The sequence below is a fragment of the Symbioplanes lichenis genome (assembly GCF_030709675.1).
GTDB lineage: Bacteria > Actinomycetota > Actinomycetes > Mycobacteriales > Micromonosporaceae > Actinoplanes > Actinoplanes lichenis.
Genome location: NZ_JAUZQD010000014.1, coordinates 144,410 through 157,506 on the forward strand (window position 1 = coordinate 144,410; position 13,097 = coordinate 157,506).

Annotated in this window: 14 protein-coding genes; 10 read left to right on the top strand and 4 right to left on the bottom strand. The window is 72.8% G+C overall.

The features are described 5' to 3' along the window. Window positions 1-64 precede the first annotated feature (64 nt). The 7 genes from RAN62_RS30450 to RAN62_RS30480 are packed head-to-tail and all read left to right on the top strand — an operon-like array spanning window position 65 to window position 6,627. On the top strand, window positions 65-754 hold the full coding sequence (locus tag RAN62_RS30450; protein ID WP_305788253.1) for a 4-carboxy-4-hydroxy-2-oxoadipate aldolase/oxaloacetate decarboxylase: 690 nt from the start codon (window positions 65-67) through the stop codon (window positions 752-754). A 17-nt stretch (window positions 755-771) separates the two neighbouring features. Continuing rightward, window positions 772-1,746, top strand: a complete 975-nt coding sequence (locus RAN62_RS30455; RefSeq protein ID WP_305788254.1) for a PrpF domain-containing protein — start codon at window positions 772-774, stop codon at window positions 1,744-1,746. Then, window positions 1,740-2,693 (top strand): VOC family protein, encoded by a 954-nt coding sequence (locus RAN62_RS30460; RefSeq protein ID WP_305788255.1) that lies wholly within the window; start codon window positions 1,740-1,742, stop codon window positions 2,691-2,693. Before RAN62_RS30455 ends, RAN62_RS30460 begins: the two co-directional genes overlap by 7 nt. Continuing rightward, on the top strand, window positions 2,690-3,454 hold the full coding sequence (locus RAN62_RS30465) for a DUF1932 domain-containing protein (RefSeq protein WP_305788256.1): 765 nt from the start codon (window positions 2,690-2,692) through the stop codon (window positions 3,452-3,454). Before RAN62_RS30460 ends, RAN62_RS30465 begins: the two co-directional genes overlap by 4 nt. Next, a complete protein-coding gene (locus RAN62_RS30470; protein WP_305788257.1) occupies window positions 3,451-4,455 on the top strand; it encodes an amidohydrolase family protein in 1,005 nt (334 codons plus the stop codon). The genes RAN62_RS30465 and RAN62_RS30470 overlap by 4 nt, the downstream gene beginning before the upstream one ends. Beyond that, complete coding sequence (locus RAN62_RS30475; RefSeq protein WP_305788258.1) at window positions 4,452-5,942, top strand: tannase/feruloyl esterase family alpha/beta hydrolase; 1,491 nt, start codon at window positions 4,452-4,454, stop codon at window positions 5,940-5,942. The genes RAN62_RS30470 and RAN62_RS30475 overlap by 4 nt, the downstream gene beginning before the upstream one ends. After that, entirely contained in the window at window positions 5,932-6,627 is a 696-nt protein-coding gene (locus tag RAN62_RS30480; RefSeq protein WP_305788259.1) for a GntR family transcriptional regulator, read from the top strand. Before RAN62_RS30475 ends, RAN62_RS30480 begins: the two co-directional genes overlap by 11 nt. Before the next feature lie 14 nt (window positions 6,628-6,641). Here RAN62_RS30480 and thrS read toward each other — a convergent pair whose 3' ends face one another. Further along, the gene (gene thrS / locus RAN62_RS30485) at window positions 6,642-7,904 is read right to left on the bottom strand and encodes a threonine--tRNA ligase (RefSeq protein ID WP_305788260.1); all 1,263 of its coding nucleotides are present in this window, start codon (window positions 7,902-7,904) and stop codon (window positions 6,642-6,644) included. Window positions 7,905-8,113: 209 nt separating this feature from the next. On the opposite strand from thrS, the gene RAN62_RS30490 reads away from it, so the two are divergent. Together RAN62_RS30490 and RAN62_RS30495 are read left to right on the top strand one after the other, a co-directional pair. Further along, window positions 8,114-8,647 (top strand): RNA polymerase sigma factor, encoded by a 534-nt coding sequence (locus RAN62_RS30490; RefSeq protein WP_305788409.1) that lies wholly within the window; start codon window positions 8,114-8,116, stop codon window positions 8,645-8,647. Next, on the top strand, window positions 8,644-9,450 hold the full coding sequence (locus RAN62_RS30495) for a cupin domain-containing protein (RefSeq protein ID WP_305788261.1): 807 nt from the start codon (window positions 8,644-8,646) through the stop codon (window positions 9,448-9,450). Before RAN62_RS30490 ends, RAN62_RS30495 begins: the two co-directional genes overlap by 4 nt. Here the strand turns inward: RAN62_RS30495 and RAN62_RS30500 are convergent. After that, window positions 9,447-9,716: a helix-turn-helix domain-containing protein gene (locus RAN62_RS30500; protein WP_305788262.1), complete on the bottom strand. Its 270-nt coding sequence runs from the start codon at window positions 9,714-9,716 to the stop codon at window positions 9,447-9,449. The genes RAN62_RS30495 and RAN62_RS30500 overlap by 4 nt on opposite strands. A gap of 67 nt (window positions 9,717-9,783) precedes the next feature. Here RAN62_RS30500 and map point away from each other — a divergent pair, with 67 nt between their 5' ends. Then, window positions 9,784-10,557 (top strand): type I methionyl aminopeptidase, encoded by a 774-nt coding sequence (gene map, locus RAN62_RS30505; RefSeq protein WP_305788263.1) that lies wholly within the window; start codon window positions 9,784-9,786, stop codon window positions 10,555-10,557. Window positions 10,558-10,572: 15 nt separating this feature from the next. Here the strand turns inward: map and RAN62_RS30510 are convergent, their stop codons facing one another. After that, complete coding sequence (locus RAN62_RS30510; RefSeq protein WP_305788264.1) at window positions 10,573-10,947, bottom strand: hypothetical protein; 375 nt, start codon at window positions 10,945-10,947, stop codon at window positions 10,573-10,575. A gap of 61 nt (window positions 10,948-11,008) precedes the next feature. Further along, window positions 11,009-13,012: an acyl-CoA dehydrogenase family protein gene (locus RAN62_RS30515; protein ID WP_305788265.1), complete on the bottom strand. Its 2,004-nt coding sequence runs from the start codon at window positions 13,010-13,012 to the stop codon at window positions 11,009-11,011. Window positions 13,013-13,097: the final 85 nt, after the last annotated feature.

A 13,097-nucleotide genomic window follows, 5' to 3' on the forward strand; every position in this document is an offset into this window, starting at 1 on the left:
AGATTGTCAACAATATTGAAGGCAATCTTGATTACGATCTTTATGGCCGGTACACATTGCTGACATGGCATCGCATTACGTCGTGCGTCACGTGGACCGGGCCGACCCCGCGGTCGTCGCCGCGCTGGGAGAGGCGGGCGTGGCCACCGTGCACGAGGCCGCGGGCCGGACCGGGCTGCTCGGCCCGCCGGTCGCGGCGCGGCAGTCCGGCGCGGCCGTCGCCGGCTCGGCGATCACCGTGTCGTGCCACCCCGGCGACAATCTGATGATCCACGCGGCCGTCGAGGTCTGCCGCCCCGGCGACGTGCTGGTCGTGACCACCACGTCGCCGTCGACCGACGGCATGTTCGGCGAGCTGCTGGCGACCTCGCTGCGCGCCCACGGGGTGGTCGCGCTGGTGATCGATGCGGGGGTACGCGACCTCGCCGCCCTGCGCGCGATGAGCTTCCCGGTCTGGTCGCGAGCCGTGCACGCCCAGGGCACGGTCAAGGCCAGCCCCGGCTCGGTCAACGTGCCGGTCGTCGCCGCCGGTCAGCTTGTGGGGCCCGGGGACGTCATGGTCGCCGACGACGACGGCGTCTGCGTGATCCCGGTCCCTGTCGCCCCGCAAGTGGCCGAGGCCGCGGCGAAGCGACTGGCCACCGAGGACGACAAGCGCAAGCAGCTGGCGGCCGGCACGCTCGGCGTCGACATGTACGGGCTGCGCCCGCTGCTGAAGGACCTGGGCGTCGAGTATGTGGACCGGCTGCCGTGACGGCCGGCATCCGGTGCATGCAGATGCGCGGTGGCACCTCGAAGGGCGCCTTCTTCCTGGCGCAGGACCTGCCCGGCGACCGGGACGACGTGCTGGTGCGGATCATGGGGTCGCCCGGTGAGCACCAGGTCGACGGCATCGGCGGCGGCCATCCGCTGACCAGCAAGGTCGCTGTCGTGGCGCCGGGCGACCACGGCGTCGACTACCTCTTCCTCCAGGTCGTGCCGGACCGGCCTGTGGTCAGCGCCGCGCAGACCTGCGGCAATCTGCTCGCCGGGGTCGGCCCCTTCGCGATCGAGCGCGGCCTGGTCCCGGTCGCCGGCGCCCGCACCGAGGTCCGCATCCGGCTCGTCAACCCGCACGAGTCCTGGGCCGTGGCGAAGGTCCCGACCCCCGGCGGCGAGGTGAGCTACGAGGACGGCATCGAGCTGACGTTTCCCGGCGGGGACAGGGAGATCTTCCCCACGGGTCGCCGCGTCGACCGCTTCGCCGGCGTCGAGGTGACCTGTGTGGACGCCGGGATGCCCGTGGTGCTGGTCCGCGCGGAGGACGTCGGTGTGGCGGGCACGGAAAGCCCCGAGCAGTTGGAGGCCGACGACGAGCTGCGGGCGATCGTGGAGAAGATCCGCCTGGAGGCCGGCCCGGCCATGGGCCTCGGCGACGTCCGGGAGTCGACCGTGCCGAAGGTCTCGCTGCTGAGCGCGCCCCGGCACGGCGGGCTGGTGAGCACCCGCACGTTCATCCCGCACCGGGTGCACGCGGCGATCGGGGTGCTCGGGGCGGTGTCGGTCGCGGCGGGGGTGCGTACCCCGGGAACGGTCTTCCCGGCCGGCGAAGGAGCCGGCGTCGAACATCCCGGCGGGACCGCGACGGTGTCGGTGGAACTCGACGAAACGAGGATGAGAAGCAGCTCCGTCGTTCGCACCGCCCGCAAACTGGCCGACGGGCTCGTGTGGCCCCGCCCGGCCACGAAAGGACCCGCGCCATGCTGACCCACGACCCCGACCGCCGCCGCGACCTCGCGCACGTGGGGCCGATCGAGCTGCGCACGCCCGTGCTCGACGAGTCGGCCGACTTCTTCGTGCGAATCCTCGGGCTGCGCGAGGTCCACCGTGACGCCGGGTCGGTCTATCTGCACACGTGGGACGACTACGCGGCCTGGACCGTGCGGCTCGTGCGGTCGGCGGCGGCGGGCATCGGGCGAACCTATCTGCGAGCCGCGAGTCCGCAGGCGCGCGACCGGCTCGCCGCCGCCGTCGGCAAGTCCGGCGTGGTCACCGACGTCCCGGCGCTCGGCGAGGTCGTGCTCGCCACCGACCCCGACGGCCACGAGCTGGGCATCTACTGGGACGTCGACTGGTACACGGCCGGCGACGCCGACCGGCCCGCGCTCAAGAATCAGGCGGCGGCCTATCCGGCGCGCGGCGCCAACGTGCGCCGGCTCGACCACGTCAACTATCTGACCGCCGACGTGCCGGCCACCGCGACGTTCCTCACCGACGTGCTCGGGGCGCGCTGCACCGAGCGGATCGTCAAGGACGACGGCAGCCCGCAGGCCGTCTGGTACTCGCTGGGCAACAAGACGTACGACCTCGTCTACACCGAGGACTGGACCGGCAGCCGCGGGCGCCTGCACCACGTGGCCTTCGCCACCGACACCCGCGAGGAGATCCTGCGCGCCGCCGACGTCTGCCTCGACGCCGGCGTGCACATCGAGACCGGGCCGCACAAACACGCCATTCAGCAGACCTTCTTCCTGTACGTGTGGGAGCCCGGCGGCAACCGGATCGAGCTCTGCAACGCCGGAGCCCGCCTGATCCTCGCGCCGGACTGGCGCACGATCAGCTGGACCCGCGCGGAGCGCGCCAAGGGGCAGGCGTGGGGCCTGAAGACGATCGAGACGTTCCACACGCACGGGACGCCGGTGGTCCCGTCATGAGGATCGCCGTGCTGGGTCTCGGGGAGGCCGGCTCTCTGATCGCCGCCGATCTGGTGGCCGCCGGGGCCGCCGTGAGCGGCTTCGACCCGGTCCGCACGCTCGGTGTCGTCGAGGAGCGGCAATCGGATGCCGACGCCGTTCGCGACGCCGATCTCGTCCTGAGCGTCAACAGCTCGCACGACGCGCTGCCGGCCCTGGAGATGTCGTTGCCCGCGCTGCGGCCCGGGACGATCTGGGCCGACCTCAACACCGCGGCGCCCTCGGTGAAAGCGACGCTTGTGTCCTGTGCTGGTCCGGATATTTCGGTCGTCGATGTCGCGCTGATGTCTCCCGTGCCCGGGCGGGGGTTGCGGACACCGATGCTGGCGTCCGGAGAGGATGCCACTCGCTTTTCCGACATTGTGACTTCGCTCGGCGCCGACGTGACGGTGCAGGAGGGCCCGGCCGGCGAGGCGAGCTCCCGCAAACTGCTGCGCAGCGTCTTCTACAAGGGACTCGCCGCGGCCGTGGTCGAGGCCCTGGCCGCCGCCGGGAAGGCCGGCTGCGAGCCGTGGCTGCGCGCCAACATCAGCGCCGAGCTGACCGGCTTCGACGAGCGCACGATCGACCGGCTCGTCGACGGCACCCACCGGCACGCCCGGCGCCGCGCCGACGAGATGACCGCCGCCGCGGCGCAACTGGACGACCTGGGGGTGCCGCCCCGGATCGCCGCGGCCGCCCGGGACCTGCTGATCGACCTGCGCGACCGGGGGCTCACATGATCATCGACTGTCACGGGCACTACACGACCGCCCCGGCGGCGCACACCGGTTGGCGGGAGGCGCAGCTGGCGGCGTACGAGAGCGGGCAGGCCCCGCCGCGCTACCCGCACCTGTCCGACGACGAGATCCGCGAGTCGATCGAGACCGGCCAGCTGCGGCTGATGGACGAGCGCGGCATCGACCTCACGATCTTCTCGCCCCGCGCGTCGGCCATGGGTCACCATGCCGGCGACGAGAGCGTCAGCCTGGCCTGGACCCGCGCGTGCAACGAGCTCATCGCCCGCGTGGTGGCCCTCTTCCCCGGGCGCTTCGCCGGGGTCGGGCAGCTGCCGCAGGCCGTCGGCGTCCCGATCGAGCGGTCGATCGGCGAGCTGCGCCGGTGCGTGACCGAGCTGGGCTTCGTGGGCGTCAACCTCAACCCCGACCCGAGCGGCGGGCACTGGACGGCCCCGCCGCTGACCGACAAGACCTGGTTCCCCCTGTACGAGACCCTGAGCGAACTCGACGTCCCGGCCATGGTCCACGTCTCCGCCGTGACCAACGCCAGCTTCCACGCGACCGGCTCGCACTATCTCAACGCGGACACCACGGCGTTCATGCAGTTCGTCCAGTCCGATTTGTTCACGACGTTCCCGGGGTTGCGGTTCGTCATCCCGCACGGGGGCGGCGCGGTCCCGTACCACTGGGGTCGTTTCCGGGGTCTGGCCGACATGCTCGGGCGGCCGCCGCTGACGTCGCTGGCGGACAACGTCTTCTTCGACACGTGCGTCTACCACCAGCCGGGCATCGACCTGCTGTTCGGCGTGATCGACACCGGCAACATCCTCTTCGGCTCGGAGGCCATCGGCGCCGTGCGCGGCATCGACCCGCAGACCGGCCATCACTTCGACGACACCCGCCGGTACGTGGACGCGCTGGGCCTGCCGGCCGCCGACCTGGCCCGGGTCTACGAGCTCAACGCCCGCCGCGTTTACCCCCGCCTCCCGGAGGGCTCACGATGAAACGTCTCCTTGTCCTCGTCCTCCTCCTCGGCACGTGCGGATTCGCCTCACCCGGCGGCCTCGCCGATCTGAAGCCGCTGCCGCCGGTCATGGTCTGCGCCGAGGTCACCGGGCTGCGGCTGCCCGGCGTCACGCTCACCTCCGCGACCGTCGCCGGGGCCACCTGCGAAGTGCGCGGCACGATCGCCCCGGCCGACACGATCGTCGTCCGGCTGCCCCTCGGCGGCTGGACCCAGCGCTACGTGCAGACCGGCTGCGGCGGGCTCTGCGGCACCGCGACCATCAACTACGGGCAGGCCGCCGGGTGCCCCGTGGTGGAGGACGGCTCGGTCGCCAGCGCCACCACCGACATGGGCCACCAGGGGCAGAACGACGGCTCGTGGGCGGCCGGCAACCCGCAGGCGCAGATCGACTTCGCCTACCGCGGGGTGCACGAGACGGCGGTGACGGCCAAGCGGATCATCACGGCGTTCTACGGGCGGGCGCCGCGGTACTCATACTTCACCGGCTGCTCCGACGGCGGGCGCGAGGCGCTCATGGAGGCCCAGCGCTTCCCGGACGACTTCGACGGCATCGCCGCCGGGGCGCCCGCCACCAACATGGCCGTACAGAACACCTTCCACCACGCGTGGAACGTCCTGGCCAACCGCGACTCGTCCGGCCGGGCGATCCTGCTCGCCGCCAAGCTGCCCCTGATCCACAACGCCGTGCTGGCGGCCTGCGGGCCCGTGCTCGACGACCCGCGACAGTGCCACTTCGACCCGTTCAGCCTGGTCTGCGCGAACCCGGCCACCTGTCTCACCGCCGCCGAGGCCACTGTGGTCCGCAAGCTGCACGACGGCGCTACCGACGCCCGCGGCCGCCGGCTCGAGGTGCCCGTCGGCCACGAGTGGGGCTCCGAGCTGGAGTGGACCCTCTTCGTGCCGGCCACCCCGACCGCGCCCGTGGCCAGTGAGAGTTTCGCCCTCTCCTATCTGCGCTACCTGGCCGACCCGAACCACGCGCGGCCGGACTACCAGCTGAGCGATCTCGAGTTCACGGTGGCGTCGTTCTGGCGGACTGTGCTGCCGTCGAGTGCGTACATGGCGGCCATGGACCCCGATCTGAGCGCCTTCCGGCGGTCCGGGGGCAAGCTGCTGCTCTGGCACGGCTGGAACGACCAGCACATCGCGCCGCGCTCGACCCTGGCCTACTTCTCGGAGCTGCGCGACCCCGCGCGGTACGCCCGGCTCTACATGTTCCCGGGCGTGGCCCACTGCGGCGGCGGGCAGCCCTTCGACGTGCTCACCCCGGTGATGGCCTGGGTCGAGACCGGCCGTACGCCCGGGTCGATCAACGGGGTCCGGGCGATGTCCCCGGCCGCCGCCCGGGGCGACTATCACTGGGTGGGTGAGGGGCTCTACTCGCACGGCTACCAGACGTGGCCGCGTGCGGTGGGCGACAAGCTCGTCACCGGTCCGGGATATCCTGGCGGCCATGCCCGCTGAGCAGGACGAAGCCACCGCCCCGCCCGGCCGCCGGAGCCCGGCCGCCACCGCCGCGGAGACCCGCGACGCGCTGCGCACCGCCATCCTGGGCGGGGAGTACCTGCCCGGCGAGCGCCTGGTCGAGCTGCAGCTGACCGAGCGCTTCCGGGCGAGCCGCTTCACCGTGCGGGCCGCGCTGCAGGAGCTGGCCAGCGAGGGCCTGATCGAGATGCAGCGCAACCGCGGCGCCATGGTCCGCAAGGTCTCGCTGGCCGAGGCGGTCGAGATCACCGAGGTCCGCATGGTCCTGGAGGGCCTGGTCGCCGCGCGCGCCGCCGAACGCGTCACCGACGAGCAGGCCGCCGCCCTGGCCGAGATCGGCCGCCAGATGCGCGCGGCCGTCGCCGCCGAGGAGTTCCGCCACTACAGCGATCTCAACCAGCGGCTGCACGCGCTGATCCGGCAGATCGCCGGGCACGGCACCGCCGACGGCATCATCGAGACGCTGCGCGGTCAGCTCGTGCGGCACCAGTTCATGCTGTCGATGCTGCCCGGGCGCCCGCAGACCTCACTGCCCCAGCACGAGCGCGTCATCGCCGCCGTCCGCGACCGGGACGCCCCGGCGGCGGAGGCGGCGATGCGCGACCACATCGCCAGCGTCATCGAGGCGCTGCGGACGCTGGCCCCGCCGCCACGTGCATTCTGAACCCCTGTGCTGCTTCACCCCGCCGCGGGTTGACCCTCCTTTCCGGCCGCGAGCTGGCTCTGCTTTTCCGCCGCGGGCTGAGCCTGCTTTCCGGCCTCGACCTCGCGGCGGAGCAGGGTCACCGCGTCGGCCACGGGCATCGGGGCGAGCTGACGTCCGTCCCGGCCCCGCAGCGCCACCAGGCCGGCCGCCGCCTCACGCTCACCGACGATTCCCGCGTACGGAATCCTGTGCGCGACCGCCGCCCGCACGCGCGCGCCCACCGAGCCGTCCGCGTCGAGCCCCGCGCGCAGCCCGCCCTCGACCGCCGCCCGGACCACCGCCTCGGCCGCGGGCCCCTGGGCCACGCCCACCGGGACGACGCGGAGCTGCTCGGGGGCGTACCAGAGGGGGAAAGCCCCGCCATGCACCTCCAGGAGCAGCGCGAACAGCCGTTCCATCGACCCGGCCAGGCTGCGGTGCACCATGACCGGCTGCTGTTTCCGCCCGTCGGCGCCGATGTAGCTGAGCCCGAACCGCTCCGGCTGGTAGAAGTCGACCTGCACGGTGGCGATGGTGAACTCGCGGCCCTGGGCGTCGCTCATCTGCACGTCGATCTTCGGCCCGTAGAACGCCGCCTCCCCGCGCTGCTCGTCATAGTCCTCGTCGCCCAGCGCGCTCTTCAACATCTGGCCGGCCGCTTCCCACGCCTCGTCCGAGCCCGCGTACTTGCTGCCGTCGCCGCGCAGGGACAGCTGATACCGGGCCTTCGGCAGTCCGAGTGCCGCGTGGGCCTGGCGCATCAGGCGCAGGCTGCCGGCGATCTCCGCCTCGACCTGGTCCAGGGCGCAGAAGATGTGCGCGTCGTTGAGCTGGATCGCCCGCACCCGGCTCAGGCCGCCGAGCACGCCGGAGCGCTCGGCGCGGTACATGGTGCCCAGCTCGGCGATCCGCAGGGGCAGCTCCCGGTACGACCGGCCGCGCGCCTTGAACATCAGCGCGTGATGCGGGCACAGGCTGGGCCGCAGCACGAGTTCCTCGTCACCGTCCGGGATCGGGGGGAACATGTCGTCGGCGAAGTTCGCCCAGTGACCGGACAATTCGTACATGCGGCGGCGACCGAGCACGGGGGAGAAGACGTGCTGGTAGCCGGCGCGGCGCTCGAGCTCGTGCAGATAGGACTCGACCTCGTGGCGCGCGGCGGCCCCGGCCGGGAGCCAGAAGGGCAGGCCCGCGCCGATGAGTGGGTCGGAGTCGAAGATGTCCAGCTCGCGGCCGAGCTTGCGGTGGTCGATCATGATGTCTCCCGGGGGTGCGGGGGCACGCGCCCAGGAGCTGCCCGGGCGTCGTGCCCGGGTCGGTGCGCTGGTTAACGCGATGGCGACGCCGGGGTGGCCGGCGTCGTCGTCATCGGGTTGCTGCGCATGGCTTCATCTTGTCCTCCGCTTTTCTTCCGGCGCCACCGAATTTCGAGAACCGCGGGGAGGTGCTCGTCGTCTTGCCCTATGTGAGAGACGAGGAGGAGCTCGTGCGCCGGGTCGCCCGCGGGGACCGGCAGGCATTCGACGAGTTCTACCGGCGCACGTCGCCGTGGCTGACCGTGCGGCTGCGGCGGCGCTGCGCCGACGAGGACGTGATCGCCGACGTGCTGCAGGAGACCTATCTGGCGGTGTGGCGGGCGGCGGGCGGGTTCGCCGGCTCGGCCGCCTCGGGCAGCGCGGTGGGCTGGGTCTGGACGATCGCCGCCAACCGCCTGGTCGACGCGTTCCGGCGGCGGGCCCGGCACAACCAGCCACCCCCGGTCGCCCTGGCCGACCCGGCCGCCCCCGCCGCCGAGGAGGAGGCGCTCGCCGGGCGGGTCGGGCAGGACCTCGAGCTGGCCCTGCTCCGGCTGCCGGCCGACCTGCGCCTGGTGCTGCGGGCGATGGTCCTCGACGGGCTGAGCGTCCGGGAGACGTCGGTCCTGCTCGGCGTGCCGGAAGGCACCGTGAAGACCCGCGCGCGGCGGGCCCGGATCGCGCTGCGGGAGGCGCTGTCATGACCCACCCCCACCAGACCGCCCTGGCCCGCTACGCCGAGGGCGCGCCCGGTCTCGACGACGCCGCCGTGTGGACGATCGAGGCCCACCTCGAGACCTGCCCCGACTGCCGGGCCCGCCTGGTCGCCGGCCTGCCCGCCGACACGCTGAGCCTGCTCGACCGGGTCGGCGCCGAGCTGGACCGGGCCCTGGAGACCGAGCCCGCCCCGGCCCGCCCGGCCCGCCGCTGGGGTGCCGCCCGCCGCCGCTGGCTGGCCGGCACCATGCTGCCGTGGGTCGTCATGACCGTGGCCGTGCTGATCTGCGCGGCCGCCCTCGAGCGCGCCACCCCGGTCCTGCCGTCGCTGGTGCTGCTGCTGGCGCCGATCGCCCCGCTGCCCGGCGTCGCCGTCGCCTGGTCGCGGCGCACCGACCCGGCCTGGGAGCTGATCGCCGCCACGCCCGGCGCCGGCCTGGCCATGCTGCTGCGCCGGGCCGCCGCCGTCCTGGCCGTCGTCGTGCCCGCCCTGGCCGTCGTCGGTCTCGTCGCCGGCGTGGGCGCCTCCCTGGCCCTGGCGCTGCTGCCGAGCCTGGCCTGCGTGGCGGCCGCCGTCGCCCTGGGCGGCCGGATCGGCGTCCGGCGGGCGGCGATCGCCGTGGGAAGTGCCTGGGCGCTCGCCGTCATCCTGCCCAGCCTCTCCACCAACCAGCTGTCGGTGGCGCTGCACCCCGGCGCCGCGCCGGTGTGGGCGCTGGCCGCGGCGGCGCTGGTGGCGCTGGCCCTCACCCGGGCGGACGACTATCGGCGCCTGGCCAGCAGCGCCTAGGAAGCGAGCCGGCTGATGTGCGGGGTCTTGCTGATCTCGGACCAGATCTCGTCGAGGGACAGGCCGAGCGCGGCGGCGATCGCGGCGATGGTGGGGAAGGCGGGGGTCGCCACACGGCCGGACTCGATCTTGCGCAGGGTCTCCGGCGAGACGCCCGCCTCCAGCGCGGTGAGCAGCATCGAGCGCTCACCCCGGGCCCGCCGCAGCAGGGCACCGAGCCGCTGCCCGCGCTCGACCTCTTCTTCCGTGAGCGGCAACCTGACCATGCGGCCGATTCTAATACCGGGATAGTATTCCCGGGATAGTTATTGGTACGCGAGAGAAGGCGCCGCCGTGATCGAGATCCTGGACCCCACCGACCTGCCGCGGGCACGCCGCACCGGCGCCCTGGTCGCCGACATCCTGCAAGAGCTGAAGGGCCGCAGCGCCGCCGGGGTGAACCTGCTGGAGATCGACCGGTGGGCCCAGACGATGATCGTCGACGCGGGCGCCGAGTCCTGCTACGTCGACTACGCCCCCTCCTTCGGCCGCGGCCCCTTCGGCCACTACATCTGCACCTCCGTCAACGACGCCGTGCTGCACGGCCTGCCCCACGACTACACCCTGGCCGACGGCGACCTGCTCTCCCTCGACCTGGCCGTCTCCCTGGGCGGGGTCGTCGCCGACTCGGCCATCAGCTTCGTCGTCGGCGGCGCCGCCCGCCCCGAGGACACGGCCCTGATCACCGCCACCGAGCGCGCCCTCGAAACCGGCATCGCCACCGCCGGCCCCGGCGTCCGCACCGGCGACATCTCCCACGCGATCGGCACGGTTTTGGCCGGCGCCGGCTACACGGTGAACACCGAGTTCGGCGGGCACGGGGTCGGCTCGACCATGCACCAGGACCCGCACATCGCCAACACGGGCCGCCCGGGCCGCGGCTACAAGCTGCGCGCGGGCCTGCTCCTGGCCCTCGAACCCTGGATCATGGCCGACACCGACCAGCTCATCACCGACGCCGACGGCTGGACCCTGAAAAGCGCCACCGGCGGCCGCACCGCCCACACCGAGCACACCATCGCCATCACCCCCGACGGCGCCGAGATCATGACCCTGCCCTCCCGCTGACCCCGGACCCGCCGCTCAGCTTCCCGCGCGCGTGATCGTGTAGTGCAACGTGAGGAACGGGATGCCGTAGAGGGAGAAGGCGTGTTCGGCGAGCAGGCGGCCGTCCTCGGTGTGGACGTCGAGGCGCTCGGTGAAGCCGGGCACGGCGGCCAGTTCCTGACCGTCCGGTGTGATGGTGTCGATGCGGCTGCGGACGCCGCGGAGCGCCTCGCGCTGGTTCATCGGCACGTTGGCCTGGCCGAGCGGGCGGGCCACGAGGGTGCGGTAGAGCAGGTAGCCGGGGCGCACCCAGAGCCGCCACGCGGGCCTGATGTCTAGCTTGAAACGGCTGGTGTGCTCGTAGAACTCGCGGACCAGCGGGTCGGCGGCGCCCGGGTCGAACTGCAGCACCTTCTGCGGTCGCAGGCCCAGGGCGCCGGCCGTCGTGTCCGCGACGACCCCGACCGCACCCTCAGGCCGGGGCGACCTCCAGCTTCGTCGCTGTCGCGCCGAGCGGCTGGTCGTGGGCGGCCATCGTCTCCTGGCGGGCGGGCTCCTCGCGCAGGATGGCGGCGTCGAGCCACGCGTCGGGGATGGCGAAGGCGTCGACCAGGGTGCGCAGGTGCGGCCGGAGCTGCTTGAGGAGGTCGTTGACCTTGGCGGTGACGGCCTTGGAGCGGGCCGGGGTCAGGAACTGGTGCTCGAGGTACCAGCCCTTGTCCGCCTCGATCGTGGACAGGGCGTAGAGATCGCAGACCTTGCTCAGCAGCGCTACGTCGGGCGCCCGGTCGACGGCGGCGACGAAGGCTTCGAGCACGACGCGGTCGATGTGGGCCGCGGCGGCCTTGAGGACGTGGTCCTGCACGTCGTTGAAGGCCGCGAAGCCGGAGCCCTGGCGCAGGCGGCGGATGGCCCCCTCGAGCAGGTGCTTCTCCCGGTCCTCGAACATGCGGACGTGCCAGCCCCGGTCGGTCAGGGCGACCTCCTCGTCGCGGCCGGGGACGGCGCTGACCAGGCGCTGGATGAGGGCGCGGGCGGCCGTGCGCTCCAGGACCATCGACCGGACCTGCTCGGCGACGAAGGTGGCGCGGCCCCAGCCGTCGAGCGAGCCGAACGTGTCGCGGTAACCGGTGAGCAGGCCCTTGGCCACCAGCTGCAGCAGGACGGTGTTGTCGCCCTCGAAGGTCGTGAAGACGTCGGTGTCGGCCTTCAGCCCGGGCAGCCTGTTCTCGGCGAGATAGCCCGCTCCGCCGCACGCCTCGCGACACGCCTGGATCGTCCGGGTCGCGTGCCACGTCTGCGCCGCCTTGAGCCCGGCCGCCCGGCTCTCGAGCTCGCGCTGGCGCTGCTCCTCGGGCGCGGAGGAAGCGGACGAAGCCGACGAAGCTGAGGACGCGGGAGAAGACGTCTGCACCTCGTGCAGCGCCGTGACCAGCTCTTCCTGGGCGAAGTGCAGCGCGTACGTGGTCGCCAGCGGCACGAGCAGCGCCCGCTGGTGGGCCAGATAGTCGTTGAGGACCACCTCGCGCTCCTGCCCCGGCGCGGTGAACTGGCGGCGCGCCTCGCCGTAGCGGACCGCGATCGTCAGAGCGCTCTTGGCCGCGCTGGACGCCGATCCGCCGACCACGACGCGACCGCGGACCAGGGTGCCGAGCATCGTGAAGAAGCGCCGGGTGTCGTTGGCGATCGAGCTGGTGTACGTGCCGTCCGGCGCCACCTGTCCGTACCGGTCGAGCAGCATCTCGCGCGGCACCCGCACATGGTCGAACGACAGCCGGCCGTTGTCGACCCCGAGCAGCCCCGCCTTGTGCCCGTCGTCGCCGATCGTGACGCCCGGCAGCGGCCGCCCGTCCTCGTCGCGGATCGGGACCAGCCAGGCGTGGACACCGTACCGCTTGCCCTGCGTGATGAGCTGGGCGAAGACGACGGCCATGCGCCCGTCGCGCGCCGCGTTGCCGATGTAGTCCTTGCGCGCGGCCTCGTGCGGCGTGTGCAGGTCGAACGTCTCGGTCCCGGGGTCGTAGACGCACGTGGTGCGCAGCTGCTGCACGTCCGAGCCGTGGCCGGTCTCGGTCATCGCGAAACAGCCGAGCAGCTCGGCGTCGACGATCCGGCGCAGGTACGCGTCGTGGTGCCGCTCGGTGCCCAGCGCCGTCACGGCTCCGCCGAACAAGCCCCACTGCACGCCCGCCTTCACCATCAGCGAGAGGTCGATGTGGGCCAGCATCTCGGCCGAGACGACCGACGCGCCCGGGTCGGCGCTCCCTCCGTACTCGCGGGGGAAGCCGGCGGCGACGCCGGGATCGATCGGCAGCTCCCGCAGCAACCGGGTGATCCGCTCGCGGGCCTGCTCGATGCTCTCGCCCTGCACGGTCACGAAGTGTGAGCCGCCGAGCTGCTCGCGCGCCGCCTGCCGCACGTGCGCCCAGCGCCCGTCGAGCACCTCTTGCAACCGCCGTCCGTCGCTCTGCGCCATGCCCCTATGTTACTCGCGGGTAGCGATCTTGCCAGGGCGGAACACCCCGGACGGGTTCTGGCCGCCGCCGGGGGCGTGTGGTGGA